17 protein-coding genes and 1 riboswitch are annotated in these 17,229 nt (G+C 47.5%); of the genes, 5 read left to right on the top strand and 12 right to left on the bottom strand.

Features of this window, described 5'->3' with window-relative positions; all coding sequences use genetic code 11:
- Positions 1-236 precede the first annotated feature (236 nt).
- A complete protein-coding gene (gene ptsP / locus N7U64_RS00085) occupies positions 237-1,961 on the top strand; it encodes a phosphoenolpyruvate--protein phosphotransferase (RefSeq protein ID WP_318927758.1) in 1,725 nt (574 codons plus the stop codon).
- A gap of 281 nt (positions 1,962-2,242) precedes the next feature.
- On the opposite strand, the gene N7U64_RS00080 is transcribed toward ptsP, so the two are convergent.
- The 6 genes from N7U64_RS00080 to N7U64_RS00055 form a co-directional block, all read right to left on the bottom strand.
- On the bottom strand, positions 2,243-3,754 hold the full coding sequence (locus N7U64_RS00080) for an MDR family MFS transporter (protein ID WP_290827458.1): 1,512 nt from the start codon (positions 3,752-3,754) through the stop codon (positions 2,243-2,245).
- Positions 3,755-3,904: 150 nt separating this feature from the next.
- A complete protein-coding gene (gene ptsG / locus N7U64_RS00075; RefSeq protein ID WP_290827460.1) occupies positions 3,905-6,010 on the bottom strand; it encodes a glucose-specific PTS transporter subunit IIBC in 2,106 nt (701 codons plus the stop codon).
- 132 nt (positions 6,011-6,142) lie between these two features.
- Complete coding sequence (gene ptsG, locus N7U64_RS00070) at positions 6,143-7,666, bottom strand: glucose-specific PTS transporter subunit IIBC (protein ID WP_290827462.1); 1,524 nt, start codon at positions 7,664-7,666, stop codon at positions 6,143-6,145.
- A 217-nt stretch (positions 7,667-7,883) separates the two neighbouring features.
- Complete coding sequence (glcT, locus tag N7U64_RS00065; RefSeq protein WP_012371178.1) at positions 7,884-8,741, bottom strand: glucose PTS transporter transcription antiterminator GlcT; 858 nt, start codon at positions 8,739-8,741, stop codon at positions 7,884-7,886.
- Positions 8,742-8,842: 101 nt separating this feature from the next.
- Positions 8,843-9,160, bottom strand: coding sequence for a YuiB family protein (locus N7U64_RS00060; protein ID WP_012371179.1), 318 nt, complete (start codon positions 9,158-9,160; stop codon positions 8,843-8,845).
- A gap of 81 nt (positions 9,161-9,241) precedes the next feature.
- Entirely contained in the window at positions 9,242-10,453 is a 1,212-nt protein-coding gene (locus N7U64_RS00055; RefSeq protein WP_012371180.1) for an NAD(P)/FAD-dependent oxidoreductase, read from the bottom strand.
- Between the two features lie 241 nt (positions 10,454-10,694).
- On the opposite strand from N7U64_RS00055, the gene N7U64_RS00050 reads away from it, so the two are divergent.
- Positions 10,695-11,690: an NAD(P)/FAD-dependent oxidoreductase gene (locus N7U64_RS00050; protein ID WP_012371181.1), complete on the top strand. Its 996-nt coding sequence runs from the start codon at positions 10,695-10,697 to the stop codon at positions 11,688-11,690.
- Positions 11,691-11,751: 61 nt separating this feature from the next.
- Here N7U64_RS00050 and N7U64_RS00045 read toward each other — a convergent pair whose 3' ends face one another.
- The 4 genes from N7U64_RS00045 to N7U64_RS00030 form a co-directional block, all read right to left on the bottom strand.
- A complete protein-coding gene (locus N7U64_RS00045) occupies positions 11,752-12,273 on the bottom strand; it encodes a GNAT family N-acetyltransferase (RefSeq protein WP_318927757.1) in 522 nt (173 codons plus the stop codon).
- Entirely contained in the window at positions 12,270-12,776 is a 507-nt protein-coding gene (locus N7U64_RS00040) for a GNAT family N-acetyltransferase (protein WP_318927756.1), read from the bottom strand. Before N7U64_RS00040 ends, N7U64_RS00045 begins: the two co-directional genes overlap by 4 nt.
- Positions 12,773-13,639, bottom strand: coding sequence for an NAD-dependent epimerase/dehydratase family protein (locus N7U64_RS00035; RefSeq protein WP_290827470.1), 867 nt, complete (start codon positions 13,637-13,639; stop codon positions 12,773-12,775). The genes N7U64_RS00040 and N7U64_RS00035 overlap by 4 nt, the downstream gene beginning before the upstream one ends.
- 133 nt (positions 13,640-13,772) lie before the next feature.
- Entirely contained in the window at positions 13,773-14,123 is a 351-nt protein-coding gene (locus N7U64_RS00030; RefSeq protein ID WP_012371185.1) for a HesB/IscA family protein, read from the bottom strand.
- A gap of 117 nt (positions 14,124-14,240) precedes the next feature.
- Positions 14,241-14,381: riboswitch (FMN riboswitch) on the top strand.
- A gap of 154 nt (positions 14,382-14,535) precedes the next feature.
- Here N7U64_RS00030 and N7U64_RS00025 point away from each other — a divergent pair.
- Positions 14,536-15,102, top strand: a complete 567-nt coding sequence (locus N7U64_RS00025) for an ECF transporter S component (RefSeq protein WP_131502143.1) — start codon at positions 14,536-14,538, stop codon at positions 15,100-15,102.
- 63 nt (positions 15,103-15,165) lie between these two features.
- Here the strand turns inward: N7U64_RS00025 and N7U64_RS00020 are convergent, their stop codons facing one another.
- The gene (locus N7U64_RS00020; RefSeq protein ID WP_012371187.1) at positions 15,166-15,399 is read right to left on the bottom strand and encodes a YuzB family protein; all 234 of its coding nucleotides are present in this window, start codon (positions 15,397-15,399) and stop codon (positions 15,166-15,168) included.
- 92 nt (positions 15,400-15,491) lie between these two features.
- On the opposite strand from N7U64_RS00020, the gene N7U64_RS00015 reads away from it, so the two are divergent.
- The gene (locus tag N7U64_RS00015) at positions 15,492-16,544 is read left to right on the top strand and encodes an NAD(P)/FAD-dependent oxidoreductase (RefSeq protein WP_012371188.1); all 1,053 of its coding nucleotides are present in this window, start codon (positions 15,492-15,494) and stop codon (positions 16,542-16,544) included.
- A gap of 15 nt (positions 16,545-16,559) precedes the next feature.
- On the opposite strand, the gene N7U64_RS00010 is transcribed toward N7U64_RS00015, so the two are convergent.
- Complete coding sequence (locus N7U64_RS00010) at positions 16,560-16,865, bottom strand: DUF1462 family protein (RefSeq protein ID WP_012371189.1); 306 nt, start codon at positions 16,863-16,865, stop codon at positions 16,560-16,562.
- 111 nt (positions 16,866-16,976) lie between these two features.
- Between N7U64_RS00010 and N7U64_RS00005 the strand changes: the two genes are divergently transcribed.
- Positions 16,977-17,204 (top strand): NifU family protein, encoded by a 228-nt coding sequence (locus N7U64_RS00005; protein WP_012371190.1) that lies wholly within the window; start codon positions 16,977-16,979, stop codon positions 17,202-17,204.
- Positions 17,205-17,229: the final 25 nt, after the last annotated feature.

Genomic DNA, 17,229 nt, shown 5'->3' with positions numbered 1-17,229 from the left:
TTTGGAACGTTTCAAACAATTGTTGCCCGTTTCACAATATGATAGGATTAAACAGGTGAAAAGGACAGGCACTTCTATTTAACGGTCATTTGGCAACGACAGAAATGTCTACGTTTTCATTCAAAGGGAGAGTCCGCAAGCGACCCGTTAAGAGAGATGCGTTTATGGGTATCTATAGATAGCAAAGAAATGACGTCGCTGCGGCGAAAAAACTTACTGAAAAGAGGGTAATGCACATGGCACAGCACATCAAAGGAATTGGCGCTTCTGCAGGGATTGCGATTGCAAAGGCATTCGTAATGGAAACACCTGTCTTTGAAATTCCGACGCATAAAATCGAGGACTCGGCAGCAGAAAAGGAACGTTTCCAAGCCGCCATCGTTAAGTCGAAGGGTGAACTTGAAATCATCCGCGAAAACACATTAAAAGAACTCGGTGCAGACAAAGCGGAAATCTTCTCAGCTCACTTGTTGATCCTGGAAGACCCGGAAATCGTCAGCCAAGTCAACGCAAAAATTGACGATGAAAAAACCAATGCAGCACAAGCACTTGATGAAGTGTCACAGATGATGGTCATGATTTTTGAATCGATGGATAACGAATACATGCGCGAGCGTGCAGCCGATGTCCGTGACGTTACAAAACGGACAATGGCCCACTTGCTCGGTATCACATTCGTTACACCGGCTCAAATCAATGAAGAAGTCATCATCATTGCAGAAGATTTAACACCTTCAGATACAGCACAACTCAACCGGAAGTATGCAAAAGGATTTGCTACGAACATCGGTGGACGGACTTCGCACTCGGCGATCATGTCCCGTTCTCTTGAAATCCCGGCTGTCGTCGGAACAAAAGTCGTCTTGACGGAAGTCAAACACGGTGATTTCTTGATCCTTGACGGAACAGAGGGTGACGTCATCGTCAATCCTTCAAGCGAACAAATCGCAGAATATGAAGAAAAACGTTCAGCGTACATCGCGCAAAAAGAAGAGTGGAAAAAACTCAAAAACGAAAAAACAGTCACTGCTGACGGACATCATGTCGAGCTTGCAGCAAATATCGGAACACCAAACGATGTTAAAGGTGTCCTTGAGAACGGCGCGGAAGCAGTCGGACTCTACCGGACAGAGTTCCTTTACATGGATGCGGAAACGTTCCCGACGGAAGACGAGCAGTTCACAGCATACAAAACGGTTCTCGAATCGATGGGCGATAAAAAAGTCGTCATCCGGACGCTCGATATCGGTGGCGACAAGGAATTGTCTTACCTCGATCTCCCGCATGAGATGAACCCGTTCCTCGGATACCGCGCGATTCGTCTTTGCCTCGATCAAACGGATCTCTTCCGGACGCAACTCCGTGCCCTTCTCCGGGCGAGCGCGTATGGAAAACTTGCTGTCATGTTCCCAATGATCGCGACACTCGAAGAATTCCGTGCAGCAAAAGCACTTCTTCTCGAAGAAAAAGCAAACCTTCAAGCAGAAGGTGTGACAGTTTCAGAAGACGTTGAAGTCGGTATGATGGTCGAGATTCCTTCAACAGCTGTCATGGCGAAGCAATTCGCAAAAGAAGTCGACTTCTTCTCAGTCGGAACAAACGACTTGATCCAATACACGATGGCTGCTGACCGGATGAATGAGAAAGTTTCATACCTCTATCAACCGTTCAACCCGGCTATCTTGAACCTCTTGAACAACGTCATCACAGAAGCACACAAAGCAGGCAAATGGGTCGGCATGTGTGGTGAGATGGCAGGAGAAGAACTCGCACTTCCAATCCTTCTCGGACTCGGACTCGACGAATTCTCAATGTCAGCTTCTTCAGTCCTTCGCGCACGTAGCCTGATGACTCGCTTGAACAAAGCAGAGTGTGAAGCAATCGTCGAACAAGTACTCGATATGGACACAGCGGAAGATGTCGTTAACTTCCTCAGCACAACGTTCGATATTAAAAAATAATCTTTTCTGACACGTCCCGTTTTGGGGCGTGTTTTTTTGCCGTGTTAACAAAGTCCTCTCTTTTCTTTATACTTCGTGCGGGAAATCGGATTAGTTTACGTCGAAATCATTCTATGCACTCGCTTTCCTCAGGCGAGACACAAGCCAGTTTTCCTGTAGGAGTCTCGTACATCGAATGATTTCGAACAACAAAAAAGGGAAGTGGATTTTGACTTCCACTTCCCTCTCTTCGGTTAATGCTTATCTAAATAGTTTTACCCACACTATAGTTCAACCACACTTTATGCTTGCTTTGTTTTCGGTCGTTCGCCCTGTCCTTCTTTTAACGTCGGGCGTTCATTGCCCATCAGGCAGACAAAGATGACACCGAGTACAGCCGGAATCAATGCCCACAGATAGACCGACGAAATCGATTCGGCAAGTGACGATTTGATTGCATTTGCTACTTCCGGCGGCATTTTCGCAAGGGCTGAAGCCGTCGGGAATTGTCCGCCGTCCGGTGCGTTTCCACCCGGTAACTGTTCACTGATCGTCGATGAGAAGGTCCGCGATTGGACGATTCCAAGGACCGTTACACCGAGCGTCATGCCGATCGTCCGGAACGTCGATCCCATTGATGTGGCTGCACCACGTCGTTGCATCTCAATCCCGTTGATACTTGCCAGGTTGAGTAACGAGAAGCTGAAGCCGACACCAAATCCTAAAATGATCATATAGATTGTGATGGCGGTGCGCGATGTTTCAAGCGACATCGTACTTAAGAGATACACTCCTAACAAGAAGAAGACCGCTGAGACAAGCATGACATTCCGGAATCCGTATTTATTCGGTAATCGTCCGCCGAGCTGGGCAGAGACGACGGATGCAATCAGCATCGGCATCAAGATCAGACCCGAGTTGGTCGCACTGCCCCCGAAGACACCTTGGACAAAAATCGGAATGAAGACACTGGCAGAGATGAAGACAAAACCGTAAAAGAAGGCTACGCCTTGTGTCGCAGCAAACAGTTGCCGTCTAAATAAACTGAACGTGATGACAGGATCCGCTGCCCGGCGTTCGATGAACCCGAAGACGATGAAGGCAACAATCGCCCCGCCAAATAAACCAAGAATTTGCGGTGAGTTCCACGCATAATCTTTTCCGCCCATTTCAAGGGCCAGCAAAAACAAAACAAGTCCTGCCACTAACGTCACAGCACCGGCATAATCGATTTTTTGCGTCCGGTGAATCGGTGACTCCTTGTAAAACAAAGAAACAAGGGCAAGCGCCAATAATCCGAGGGGAATATTGATGTAAAAGACCCAACGCCAGTTGATGGCATCTGTTAAGACGGCACCCAGCAACGGACCAAAAATACTTGAAATTCCGAAGACGGCCCCGAACAAACCACTGACTTTCCCACGTTTTTCAGGCGGGAAAATATCAAAGATGATGGTAAAGGCAATCGGCATTAACGCTCCGCCACCCAAACCTTGAATCGCACGATACACGGAAAGTTCAACAATCGAGTCTGCCATTCCACACAGGATACTCCCTGTGATGAACAGCAACATGCCGAATAAGAAGAATCGCTTCCGCCCGTACATATCACTTAACTTACCAAAGATCGGCATCCCCGCTACAGTCGCAATCATGTAGGCCGATGTGACCCACGCATATTGGTCGAAGCCGTTTAATTCGCTGACAATCGTCGGCATCGCTGTCGCAACAATCGTATTATCCATTGCTGCCACTAAAATCCCGATCAGTAATCCTAACACGACATAACGTGTTTTTGTCGAAGTCGTAGCCATCGACTCACCTCTTTCTTATCAAAAAATAGCTAATCTTCATAATAGCTTATTCATTGTATCATCATATGTGCAAAATCTCATCGTTGAATGTTCACGGAATACAAAAAAAAACACGACTCCAAAATCGGAGTCGTGTTCAGCATCCACTTCTTATTTAATGTCATACGAAATCTTTTCACCCGCTTCAACGGTTTTACCAACATCAACGGAGACTTTCCGGTCGCCGCTGTTCGTGACGATGATTGGTGTGAGCAATGATGGAACCAGTGGTCGGATTTGTTCCAGATCGACGTTCAATAACGGTGAACCTGGTTCGACCCGGTCGCCGGCTTTCGCCAACGCTTCAAATCCTTTTCCTTCGAGCGATACTGTATCAATACCGATATGAATCAGGATTTCATCCCCGTTATCGGCCAAAATACCAATCGCGTGTTTCGTTGGGAAGAACGTCGTGATTTCACCGGAAACAGGAGAAACGACATATCCTTCTGTCGGTTCGATGGCATAACCGTCACCCATCATCCGTCCGGAGAAGACTTGATCGGGTACATCATCAAGGGAACGAATCACACCGCTGAGTGGCGAGACATATCCTTCGCTCGGGACATAGGCACCATCTGTTCCGGCTAATCCGGACCGGTCATCTGTCCGGTTGTCCGTCCGTGCTTCCGCGCCTGTCGGAACCTGCGGAATCGGATCGGCTTCCGGTTTGGCTGGTGGTTGGTAATTCGGATCGTTCATGATTTCTGCCATCTCCGTTTTAATACCGTCCGATTTCGGACCGAAGATAGCCTGAACGTTGTCCCCGACTTCGAGGACACCGGCAGCACCCAACTGTTTTAAGCGCTCTTTATTGACACCGGATTTATCATTGACGGTAATCCGAAGCCGTGTGATACAGGCATCCAAATGTTTGATATTTGAAGGTCCGCCAAATGCCTGGAGAATTTCATACGGCAATTCACCGGCTGTCGCACCGGCTGTCGCCGCACCTTCCTGAATCGCTTCACGTCCCGGAATCTTCAAATCAAATTTCTTGATGACGAAACGGAAACCGAAGTAATAGATGACGGCAAAGACGAGACCGACCGGAATAACGAGCCACCAGGAGGTCCGGTTCGGCAGAATACCGAACAGCGTATAGTCGATCAATCCTCCGGAGAAGGTCATCCCGATCTTGACGTTTAAGATGTCCATGATCATGAATGACAATCCTGCAAATACTGCATGGACTGCAAACAGCAACGGGGCAACGAATACGAACGAGAACTCAACCGGTTCCGTAATCCCTGTCAGGAATGAAGTCAGGGCAGCTGAGAAGTATAATCCTTCAACTGCTTTCCGGCGATCTTTCGCAACCGTATGGTACATCGCAAGACAGGCAGCCGGAAGTCCGAACATCATGAACGGATATTTCCCGGTCATATACGTTCCGGCTGTAAACGGGACACCATCCTTTAACTGGGCGAAGAAGATCCGCTGATCCCCGTTGACAAGATTGCCCGCTTTATCGGTGTATTCACCGAATTGGAACCAAAAACTTGAATACCAGATATGGTGGAGACCAAATGGAATGAGGGAACGTTCGACTAATCCAAAGATGAAGGCAGATAACGTTTCGTTTGATTCGATGATGGTTTTTGAGAACGTATTGATCCCTGTTCCGATCGGCGGCCAAATATAGGACAGGGCAAAACCAGCGACTAAACTGAATAGCGCTGTAGCAATCGGTACAAATCGTTTACCGGCAAAGAATCCAAGGAAATCCGGAAGTTTAATCTTAAAGAATTTATTATAGCTGTACGCCGCAATCAACCCGGCGATAATCCCTCCGAACACCCCCATTTGCAGGGTCGGAATTCCTAAAACGGTCGCATACGATAAATCACTCGATTTTTGTGCTTCTGTAATCTTTTCAGGCGTAATCTGTAAAAATGAACTGATAACTTTGTTCATGATCAAGAATCCGACGATTGCGGCCAGTCCTGCGACCCCTTCACCGTTCGCAAGACCAATCGCAACCCCGACGGCAAACAGTAATCCTAAGTTGGCAAAGATGATATCCCCTGCATCCTGCATGACCCGCCAAATGACGACCAGTGCGTCATTTTCGAGAAACGGAAGATACTGCGTCAGATTCGGGTTTTGAAACGCCGTACCAAACGCCAGGAGCAACCCCGCTGCCGGTAGGATTGCGACCGGTAACATCAAAGCTTTACCGATCCGTTGCAATACACCGAACACATTTTTCCACATCAGTGATTTCCCTCCTTTTTTTGACCAAACTACTTACTTCATACCCTTAATGTTTCTTGCGCAAAACTATTTGTCTGATGTTTCTTTCCACAAAAAAAGAGCCTTCCCAAATTGGGAAAGCTCTTTTAAATATTAGACTGACTTTTCTTGTTTACGTGAGTTGATGACGGCTTGAATCTCAGATTTAATGTTATCTGATTTTGGTCCGTAGATGGCTTGAACGTTGTTACCAACTTCAAGTACTCCAGCCGCACCTAATTTTTTCAATTCGTTTTTATCAACTTTTGATTTATCAAGAACTTCAACACGAAGACGTGTGATACATGCGTCAAGGTGTTTGATGTTTGATTCAGAACCGAGTGCATCAAGGATACCAGCTGCGAGTTCAGAACCTTGTGCCATTGATGTCTCTTGTACTTCGTCTTCACGACCTGGTGTTTTCAAGTTGAACTTGCGGATTGCGAAACGGAATCCGACGTAGTAAACAACTGCAAGAACAAGACCGACGACGATAACGAGCCACCACTGCGTGCGTCCTGGAAGGACACCGAAGAGAAGGAAGTCAATCAATCCACCTGAGAATGTCATACCGATTTTAACGTTCAACAATTGCATTGTCATGAACGAAAGACCTGCGAAGACTGCGTGAACTGCGAACAAGATCGGAGCAACGAACAAGAATGCGAATTCGATTGGCTCTGTGATACCTGTCAAGAAAGCTGTAAGTGCTGCTGATCCAAGAAGACCACCAACGACTGCGCGACGCTCTGGGCGTGCTTCATGGTACATAGCAAGTGCTGCTGCAGGAAGACCGAACATCATGAACGGGAATTTACCAGTCATGAATGTACCAGCTGTCAATGCAACGTTATCTTTCAACTGAGCGAAGAAGATCGCTTGGTCACCGTGAACAACTGTGCCGGCTTTGTTCGTGTAAGAACCGAACTCGAACCAGAATGGTGCGTAGAAGATATGGTGAAGACCAAATGGAATCAATGAACGTTCAATGAGACCAAAGACGAATGCTGCAAGAGTCGGGTTTTTCTCCATCATGAAGTGGGAGAATGTGTTCAATCCGTCTTGAGCGAACGGCCAAACGAAAACAAGTACAAGACCTGCGAATAATGAAACAACTGCTGTAACGATTGGAACAAAACGTTTTCCTGCGAAGAATCCGAGGAACTGCGGCAATTCGAGATTATGATACTTCCCGTAGGCCCAGGCTGCGATTAAACCGATGATGATACCACCGAAAACTCCTGTTTGAAGTGTCGGGATACCGAGTACGTTAGCGTACCCTTGTCCGTTAGCGACCATTTCTGGTGTAACGCCGAGCCAAACGCTCATTGTTTTGTTCATGATCAGGAATCCGACGATGGCTGCAAGTCCGGCTGCGCCGTCCCCTGCTAATCCGATCGCGACACCGACCGCGAATAAGAGTGCTAAGTTACCGAAGATGATATCCCCGGCTGCTTCCATCAATTTTGCAACCTTGATGACTGCATCATTTTTTAAGAACTCGAGTTTTGACGTCAAGTTCGGATTTTGCATCGCGTTACCGAATCCAAGTAAGATCCCGGCAGCAGGCAAAATCGCAACAGGAAGCATCAACGCTTTACCAACACGTTGAAGAACAGCGAAAATCTGTTTGAACATGTGTGTTTCCTCCTTTTGATGTACGAGCTAAGAATAAGGAATAATACCAATGACAGGTCGAAAAAAGTCAGACATCTGACCGATTTTTACAGAAAAAAATCAGGCACGAGCGGATTGTAGACAAAATACACTTATCCCGTAAAAATAACGGAAATAAATTATCTTGCCCGACATCCCACTCATGCCTGATCGTATCAGTAACACGTAGTCCGTGCGGTCATTTACCTAAATCGTACTGCACTAAGCGTTGCAGATGCATCGTAAGATACGTCGCTTCACCGCGCGGTACCGCTTTCTTCAACTGACGTTCCATGATGGACATCAGCTCCCAAGCAGTATCATAGCACAGCGGATATTCTTCGCGCAATAGCTTTTCTACTTTTTCTGGCGCCTCTAGGTACTCCCCATTGGAAACCCTTTCAATCGCTGAACGCAAGTGCCGGATTAAACGCTTGTAATCCAGTGATTTCCGGTCGATTTTAATCTGTAATCGTTGTTCAATATGACTGGCAATCAATCCGACCAATTGATGATGCCGGTTCACTTCGAGGACATCTTTGAAGTTCGTCGCCGAGTGAATATGAAGGGCGATAAATCCTGTTTCGGCCGGAGGTAAATAAAAGTTCATCTCGGCACTGATGAATTCGACGATTTCTTCAGCGAGCGCATACTCTTCCGGATATAAGGCTTCCGTTTCCGCAAGAAACGGATTTGTGACTTCCATTCCCTGTTCGAGCCGCTTGAACGTAAACGTCAAATGGTCCGTCAGTCCGATATGAATGTGCTCGTCGACCCGTTTTCCGAATCGCGTTTCGATCATTGAAACGATCTCATTCATCAAAGCGATGAAGTTTTCATCCAGATGTCCGACAAGCGCCTTGTACTGCGCTTGCTCGTCTTTATCTTTTAACGTATACACTTTTTCCAATTTATCAAGATCCGTTAGTTGATCGCCTGGCTTCCGACCGAAGCCAATCCCTTTTGCGAGGATAATGACTTCCTGGTTGGCACCAGTCGAACAAATGACGACATTATTATTTAAGACTTTGATAACGTGGTACATTTGTTTATCCATTCGCTCTCAACCCTATCTGCTCTTACACATTTTTTTAAAGACACTGATTTTATTATAACGTGTTTTCACATACTAAAAAAGCCTACTCACTCAAGTAGACTTTAAAACATTTGGTAACCGCTCTTACGCAGGAAGCGAATTGACATTCCGGCGATGATGATTCCGGCAAGACCGGCAACGAACATCGTGATATCCGCCGTCTGCAGACCCATGATGCGTTCCCCGAGTTTCGGGATCGCTTCACGCGCATTCGTGAAGTAATCCAGTGTCGACTGATTATCAATCATCATGATGATGATAATCGGATACAGGACAAGCATGATCCACGTACTGCGTAACAACATGTTTAAGATAAAACCGATACTAAAGAACATGACGAGATATAGAACACTCCCGATCACGGCTTGAATGATATGCATAATGTTCCCCCTTTGAATCTCTTTTAGTATAACCGACAAAAAAGGCAAATGCACGAGTGTACATTTGCCTAAAACGTGAACTTAGAATTTACCTTTTTTGATGGCAAGACCAATCTTTTTAAGCTCAAGGAAATGTTTGTTGTCGATGACTTTTTTCATGAACGATGCGTTACGGCCGTAAATCTTCTTACCGAAGACCATTCCGATTCCATCTTTATGACCAAGTGAAGCGACAGTTCCTTTGTTTTCGTATGTGAATGTCGATGTTTGACGTCCACCGATGAGTGCAGCAATGTTTTCAGCCACTTTATGTGCCTGTTGTGTTGCGATTTGTGCTGTCGGCGGGTATGGGCGGTTTGAAGCCGGATCCATAACAGCTGAACAGTCACCGATCATGAAGACATTTTCATGTCCAGGAACGCGGAGGTCTTCTTGAACGACAACACGGTTACGCATTGCTTCAAAACCAGACGCTGCAACAACAGGGTTACCGCTGACGCCACCAGTCCAGATGATTGTGTTCGCTTCGATTGTTTCTGTTGTATCCCCTTGGAGCGGTCCGAATGTAACGCTGCCCGGTCCACATTCCTTGATGCCGTTACCGAGTTTAAACTCGATGCCTTGGCGCTCAAGCCATTTGTGTGCGTAGTTTACGAGATCTGCATCGAATCCAGGAAGAACAGTCGGTGCAGCTTCGATGTTGACGACACGAACGAGTTCGCGCGGGATGTCATATTGTTTGCACAGTTCAGGAATCCGGTTGACGAGCTCACCCATGAACTCGATACCCGTGAACCCAGCGCCACCGACGACAATCGTCAAGAGTGAACGGTTTGTTGAACCTGTCGTTTTGTACTCTGCGAATGAGTAGTCGATGTGCTCTTTGATTTTACGGACACTGTTCAATGAACTGATTGTTAGAGCGTTCTCTTTCAATCCTTTGATGCCGAATGTTTCAGGAACTCCGCCGAGTGCCACGACGACATAATCGTAAGGGACTGTTCCACCGTCGACGAGTTTCACCGTGTTGCTTGCTGTATCGACTTTTTCGACGATTCCTTTAACAAGCTTGACGCGTGAAGGGTTGATGACATCGTTGATATAGATACGTGCTTGTTCAGCAGACATCGTACCTGCTGCTGGTTCATGTAGCCACGTTGTTTGGTAATGGTAATCGTGTTTGTTGATTAATGTGATGTTGGCTTGGTCGACGCCAAGTTTCTTTTGAAGGTTGACTGCTGTGATCAATCCACCGTAGCCGGCTCCAAGAATAACAATGTTTGGTGTGTTCATGTTCTGATACCCCTTACGCATAATAGTTTTGTTGTGATTTTCTTCACATTCAATTGCAGATAAATGCTCAAAAACTTTGTTCAAATAATGTTCACACGTCTATACGTTTATTGAACCATTTTCTATCATAGATTGCAAAGGGAAATTATGCAAACCCAAAAAAATGTGAGATGTCCCGTACTTGCAACATCGAACCCTACTTCCTATATAATAGAGGTATCCAATTTTAGGAGGGACTCAGATGCACCAACCATATGATGTCACGATTATCGGGGGCGGTCCGGTCGGGCTGTTCACCGCGTTTTATTCAGGCATGCGTCAAATGAAGACGAAAGTCATTGAAAGTCTGCCGCAACTCGGCGGACAGCTGGCGACGCTCTACCCTGAAAAATATATATACGATATTGCCGGCTTCCCGAAAGTCAAAGCCCAGGACCTGGTCGACCGTCTGCTGGAACAGGCAAATGAATTTGATCCGACGTATGTGCTCGGCGAAACCGTTCTTGCATACGAACGCCTGGATGATGGACTGATCCGTCTCGTCACGAACAAGGGTGAACATTATACGAAAACCGTCATCCTGACAGCCGGGAACGGTTCATTTGCTGCCCGTCCCCTCGGTGTCGCGGACGCAGAACGATTTGAAGGCAGTAACTTACACTACTTCGTCAACGAGATGGACCGCTTCAAAGATCGCCAGGTCGTCCTGCTCGGCGGCGGTGATTCCGCAGTCGACTGGTCGCTGATGCTCGAGCCAATCGCGAAATCCGTCACACTCGTTCACCGACGCGATAAATTCCGCGCCCATGAGCATACGGTCGAATTGTTGCATAACTCGTCTGTCAATGTCATGACACCTTATACCCTTGAATCCGTCACCGGAGAAGACAGTATCGAGACGCTGACATTCAAACATGCCGAAACGGATGAAGTGATTGTCGTCGGTGCCGATGATGTCGTCTGTAACTTTGGTTTCGTCTCATCACTCGGACCGCTTAAAGAGTGGGAGGTCGAATTCGAACGGAATTCCATCCGTGTCAACTCGAAGATGGAAACTGCGATTCCCGGCGTATTTGCCTGCGGCGACATCGCGACGTATGACGGTCGTGTCAAATTGATCGCGACCGGTTTCGGAGAAGCACCGATTGCCGTCAACCAGGCGAAGTTGCTTGTTGATCCATCAGCCCGCCATCCGCAACACTCAACCAGTCTGTTCGAAAAAGTGAAAAATCATTAAGTGATCACGAACAACAGCGTCCCTTCGATTTCGGAAATCGAAGGGACGCTGTTTTTTGGGCTTATGCGTTGGATACGGGATCGAGTGTAATTCGGTACGTCCACTCACTCAGCTGTTTCCCACCCCGCTCGATGGTTTTTTCGGAAACGAGTCGTCCGCCGAAACGTTCGTAAAAATGACGGGACGGGTTATCTGCCAGCACACTTACCATGCAAGACGAGAAGCCTTTCCGCCTGAGATCTTCCAACACGTGATCAAACAACCGTTTACCGGTTCGTTGCCCCTGATGGCTTTTCAACAGATAGAGCGCGTACAGCTCTCCCTCCGTCGCATCATTTTCCCTGTTTGGTCCGCCGTTCGCAAAACCGACGATTTCGTTTGTCTGATCAAGTGCCACGAAAACCGGACCTTCGGCAAGACTGTTCCGCCAACCCGGTTCCCGCTTCTCCGCAGATAACTGATCGAGATATGCATCCGGAATAATCGTCCGATATGTTTCCCGCCAAGATGCGACATGAATCCGGGCAATCGCAGCAGCGTCTTCCATGTCGGCTCGTCGAATCGTTAAAAATCCGGTATTCATAGTGGAATGATAAATCGCCGGACCCGTGTTCCATCTTCTTTGATGTAAGATTCGATTTCTTGACCACCGTTTGTCAAAATGACACGACCGGATGCGGTGTTATCCGCACTACAGGTGATCAAGACGGAGGCAAGTCCCCGCTTTCGCGCAAATTCAAGCGCTTGCCGTAATCCTTCCGTCGCATACCCCTTATTGCGCGCACTCGGTCGAATGCCATAACCGATATGCCCTCCGACTTGTTGCAATTGATCGTTTAGATCATGCCGGAAATTGACTGCACCGACAATCGTTTCCCCGTCATACAACCAATACGTCGAGTGGGTCACCCAGTTCGTCGGGGCCACCCGTTCCTCTTGTTCCTGTTCTTCCAAAAAATCCTCCAACGGCAGAAACGTTTTACTGACGACACTCGGAACGATGCTTTCACCGGATTCTTGCCACTCTGATACATAATCAAGGTATTCCGGTTCCAAGTGCAGCGATGGTTTAATTAAGGTAATCATTTGTGGTTCCGGACCTCCTCTTCAATCAAACGATCAAGCCAGTCATCAACATGTTGGAAGATATATCCTGCTTGTTTGGCTGCCGTCGTATCCATATAGAAATCGTGATCCGGTGCAAGCGGTGACGGCTCTTCGCCTGTCGTCTCAAACCGTGATGTCGTTCCTGCCACGTGATCAATCTTATCCATTAAGTCCTGAATCGATAATACGCCGTCACTCGCGGCATTAATTGGTCCTGTCATCGTCGAACGGCCGCACCACTCGAGGAAAGCTGCAGCTTCATAACTCGAGATATATCCCATCTTCGCATACAGATTTTCAGCGATGACCGGTTGATCGGCTAGTGCCCGTTTGACATGAAAGATCAGCCGCTCCGTGTAATCATCCGGTCCGAGGACAACCGGGAAACGAACGGCAATGACCGGGAAAGTCGCCCGTTGGAAGAAATAACTTTCCGCCTGACGTTTTCCTTCGCCGTAATCATGTTCTTTTTCGAGATCATATTTCCCGGGAAACGGATTATAGGACCGCTCGGAAATGTTTGTCCCGCCCTGCTCATAGACCGACATCGTCGACGTCAGAATGTAACGCCCGACTTTCCCTTCGAAGGCATCGACCGCAAGCTTCGCCTGATACGGATTAAAACAAATATTGTCATAGATGATATCCCAGTTTTGACTTCCAAGATCCTTCATTGTACTGCTTGATGTCCGGTCCCCTTTAAAAAATGTCAAGCCCTTCGCGACAGGCGGCGTATGTTCCCCACGCGTGACAATCGTCACATCATCCCCCGATTCCGCGAGCCGTAATGCCAACCGTCGACCAAAGTAGCGTGTTCCACCGAAAATCAGTACCTTTCGCATCGATAGTCCTCCCTCATCATAGCGTGCTAACGTTCCTGTTAGTCCTTCTCCATCTCTATTGAAAAGTCCTGTCAATCGCTCGTGAAAACAAAAAAATCGCAGACGGCAATCGTCTGCGATACAAGTCATTTCATTAACAGCCGCCCGGTGTGCCGGCATTCGTCGCCGTTCGGAACGACGTCCCGCAACCGCATGTCGCGATTGCATTTGGATTCGTAATCGTGAATCCGCCTCCGAGCATGGATTGTTTATAATCTACTTCCAGTCCTTTAACGACCGGATAATCTTTTTGATCAACGATGACTTTGACTCCGTGTTGCTCAAAGGTCAAGTCCGTCTCTTTTTCACTGTCAAACCCCATGCCGTAGGAGAGACCACTGCATCCGCCGCCTTGGACGAGCATGCGCAGATTTTGTTCATCGTCCGGCGCCTGCAACATCATTTCTTTGACTTGCAGTGCGGCCGCTTCTGTTAAATGAATCATGTCATCACCTTCCCTTTTTTATTAGTATACGCAATTTTAAGGGGAATCGAAACCTAGTTGCTTGAAACAATCTTGAATTCGTTGTATAAATAAGTTGTATTAAAAAAAATTAAATCGTTCCATCTTCAGGGCAGGGTGAAATTCCCGACCGGCGGTAAACAGGCGATTCGCCTGAAGCCCGCGAGCGAATAGGGCGCTATTTGCTGATTCTGTGTAACTCAGGAGCCGACAGTATAGTCTGGATGGGAGAAGATGGCGGCATGTTTCTTTCTTGAACCGATTTTGCAAAAATCGTTCAGGCTTAGTTTACTGCGGACTTCTCCCCCATCGAACACTTCGATGGGGGTTTATTTTGAACGCAGACATGCCAATACTTCATCGAGAGGAACGAGCAAAAGGAGATTATACTCGTATGAAACGCACACAAAAAATGGTCACATTATCGATGTTAGGTTCAATTTCATTTGTTCTTATGCTACTGAATTTTCCGCTTCCGTTTTTACCGAACTATTTGAAGATCGACTTCAGTGATGTTCCTGCTTTGATCGCCGCAATCATGTTCTCACCTGTTGCCGGCGTCATCGTCGAAGCACTCAAAAACGTCCTGTACTACATCTTCCGCGGAAGTGGTGTTCCGGTCGGTGAGCTTGCCAACTTCGCAGCTGGCGTTGCCTTCATTCTTCCGGTCAGTTGGTTCTATCATAAAAAGAAATCGACAAAAGGTCTCGCAACCGGTCTTGTCGCAGGTACGATCACGATGGCACTCGGTCTTGCCATCCTCAACTATATCTTGATTCTTCCAGCGTACGCTTGGTTCTTCGGTATGGACTACATGCTTGACCCTGCCGTCAAGTGGACGACGATTACAGCCGGTATCTTACCGTTTAACATCATCAAGGCGATGTTCATCTCAGCACTCTTCATCCCGCTGTTCCTGAAACTAAAACCTTGGATGACACGTCGTCAACAAACTGTCTAAGTCCGAAGCCGCGCCCGCTGACAGACACAAATCCCCGGTCTCTTGTGAGACACGGGGATTTTTTTAGAGCTCGTTTTCTTCGATTTTCTGATAAATCTTTTCAAGCAGTTCTTCCGGTGTCTCCCCGACAACAGTTTCTCCATCGACGAGACAAAAATGGTCAAGCGAACAAATCCCGCAATAACCGAGGCAACCATATTCGACGACATCGACATTCGGGTCCCGTTCGAGCTGTTGCATGACGACCTGAGTCCCTGTCGCTAAGTTACTGATACAAAATTCAATAATCGGATTCACTTTTTTTCCTCCTTCAGGCAGGAATTATCTTTCCTCATGTCGTATTATACAAGGTCAGACTGATTTAGGGGAACTAAGGGGGATTTTAAGTTATGAAGCAACTGGTTGTTTTAGGTGGCGGATATGGTGGCATGCGGATTTGTGAACGATTCAAGGATGAAGATGTCGCTGTGACGCTCGTCGATCGTTTACCGTACCACGCGTTAAAAACAGAGTATTATGCACTTGCTGCCGGAACATTGTCGGACCGGGATGTCCGGATCGCGTTTCCGGAAGGGGAACATCTCTCATATAAGTATGGACATGTCGTAAAGATTTCACCAGAGACGAACTCCGTTCATCTGCAAGACGGAACGGAATTGTTTTATGATGATTTGATCATCGCCTTAGGTTGTGAAGATAAATACCATAACATACCGGGGGCACAAGAGTTTACTTACAGCATCCAGACACTCGAAGAGTCACGGAAAACACAACAGGCGATTTGCGGACTTTCACCCGGTGCGATCGTTTCCATCGTCGGAGCCGGATTATCCGGAGTCGAGCTCGCGAGTGAACTGCACGAAAGCCGGAAAGATTTGAAAATTCGCCTATTCGACCGGGGACCGTCCGTTCTGTCCTTCCTCTCGGATAAAGTGTCGACCTACGTCCAGGAATGGTTCGAGGAGCATGACGTCGAAGTCATCAATAACTCGAACGTCACCTTCGTCACGGCGGATGATGTTCAAAACGGGGATGACGCCTATCCATCGAACTTAACGATTTGGACAGCGGGTACGCAACCGGTTAAAGTCGTCCGTGATCTTGGTTTTGAAGCTGACAGCGGCGGACGGATCAAGCTGACGGAACACCACCACGTGCCGGAACATGAAAATGTGTTCGTCATCGGGGATTGTGCCAGTCTCCCGTATGCGCCAAGCGGTCAGCTTGCCGAGCATCAGGCCGATCAGGTCGTCGATGTCCTGCAGGCAAAATGGGCCGGCAAAAAATTACCGAAACTGCCGGAAATCAAATTGCGCGGTATGCTCGGATCACTCGGAAAGTCAGACGGCTTCGGCATCGTCATGGGGAAACAGGCGTTGACAGGGAAAGTTCCACGTCTTCTGAAGTCCGGTGTGCTCTGGAAACATAAAAAAATTAAATAAGAAAAACGGCGCCGGTCATTCCGGGGCCGTTTTTTCAAGTCTTCTGTCAATTGCCTGCGTGATTTTTTTCAACTGGACGTATCCTTCATCGACCATCTCACCGTCAAGCAGAACAAGCGGATAAAAATAAACATCGTCCTGAAGAGCCGTAATCCATTCATCCTCGACCGGTGCCGCTTCGAAATCCACGTATTCAAACGTCAATGCCGTCTCGTACTTCCGTCCAAGAACGGCCTGCAGCCAGCTGTAGGTCTCTTCTGAACTCGGTGCCCCGACGCAACTCGGACACGTCTGTGCCGCCCCATATACCTTGATTTCCATCTGTGGTCCCCCCCTATTTGTTACACTTCTTTTTTAGTATACAAGTTTTCCAGATTGAGAACATTTTTCAACCCTGTTACAATGATTCTATAAGAAAGGATGTGTTTACGCATGGAAATGTTTGATCAAGTAAACGAAGTACTCGAAAAATTGCGTCCGTTCCTTCTTCGTGACGGAGGAGACGTTGAACTCGTAGATGTAGAAGATGGTATCGTCAAACTCCGTTTGATGGGAGCTTGCGGCAGCTGCCCAAGTTCAACAATCACACTGAAAGCTGGTATCGAACGTGCCCTGCTTGAAGAAGTAGCCGGCGTCGTTGAAGTCGAACAAGTTTTCTAATGAAGTAAAATCCCCACTGACATCC

It is taken from the genome of Exiguobacterium sp. K1 (genome assembly GCF_033721435.1).
Classification (GTDB): domain Bacteria; phylum Bacillota; class Bacilli; order Exiguobacteriales; family Exiguobacteriaceae; genus Exiguobacterium_A; species Exiguobacterium_A artemiae.
The sequence above is the reverse complement of the archived record's forward strand: the minus strand, read 5'-3'. Positions and strand labels throughout refer to the sequence as shown.

Excerpts from the sequence above, each read along its gene's own strand:
- ptsP (WP_318927758.1), top strand. The coding sequence starts at position 237 with ATGGCACAGCACATCAAAGGAATTGGCGCTTCTGCAGGGATTGCGATT.
- N7U64_RS00080 (WP_290827458.1), bottom strand. The coding sequence starts at position 3,754 with ATGGCTACGACTTCGACAAAAACACGTTATGTCGTGTTAGGATTACTG.
- ptsG (WP_290827460.1), bottom strand. The coding sequence starts at position 6,010 with ATGTGGAAAAATGTGTTCGGTGTATTGCAACGGATCGGTAAAGCTTTG.
- ptsG (WP_290827462.1), bottom strand. The coding sequence starts at position 7,666 with ATGTTCAAACAGATTTTCGCTGTTCTTCAACGTGTTGGTAAAGCGTTG.
- glcT (WP_012371178.1), bottom strand. The coding sequence starts at position 8,741 with ATGGATAAACAAATGTACCACGTTATCAAAGTCTTAAATAATAATGTC.
- N7U64_RS00060 (WP_012371179.1), bottom strand. The coding sequence starts at position 9,160 with ATGCATATCATTCAAGCCGTGATCGGGAGTGTTCTATATCTCGTCATG.
- N7U64_RS00055 (WP_012371180.1), bottom strand. The coding sequence starts at position 10,453 with ATGAACACACCAAACATTGTTATTCTTGGAGCCGGCTACGGTGGATTG.
- N7U64_RS00050 (WP_012371181.1), top strand. The coding sequence starts at position 10,695 with ATGCACCAACCATATGATGTCACGATTATCGGGGGCGGTCCGGTCGGG.
- N7U64_RS00045 (WP_318927757.1), bottom strand. The coding sequence starts at position 12,273 with ATGAATACCGGATTTTTAACGATTCGACGAGCCGACATGGAAGACGCT.
- N7U64_RS00040 (WP_318927756.1), bottom strand. The coding sequence starts at position 12,776 with ATGATTACCTTAATTAAACCATCGCTGCACTTGGAACCGGAATACCTT.
- N7U64_RS00035 (WP_290827470.1), bottom strand. The coding sequence starts at position 13,639 with ATGCGAAAGGTACTGATTTTCGGTGGAACACGCTACTTTGGTCGACGG.
- N7U64_RS00030 (WP_012371185.1), bottom strand. The coding sequence starts at position 14,123 with ATGATTCATTTAACAGAAGCGGCCGCACTGCAAGTCAAAGAAATGATG.
- N7U64_RS00025 (WP_131502143.1), top strand. The coding sequence starts at position 14,536 with ATGAAACGCACACAAAAAATGGTCACATTATCGATGTTAGGTTCAATT.
- N7U64_RS00015 (WP_012371188.1), top strand. The coding sequence starts at position 15,492 with ATGAAGCAACTGGTTGTTTTAGGTGGCGGATATGGTGGCATGCGGATT.
- N7U64_RS00010 (WP_012371189.1), bottom strand. The coding sequence starts at position 16,865 with ATGGAAATCAAGGTATATGGGGCGGCACAGACGTGTCCGAGTTGCGTC.
- N7U64_RS00005 (WP_012371190.1), top strand. The coding sequence starts at position 16,977 with ATGGAAATGTTTGATCAAGTAAACGAAGTACTCGAAAAATTGCGTCCG.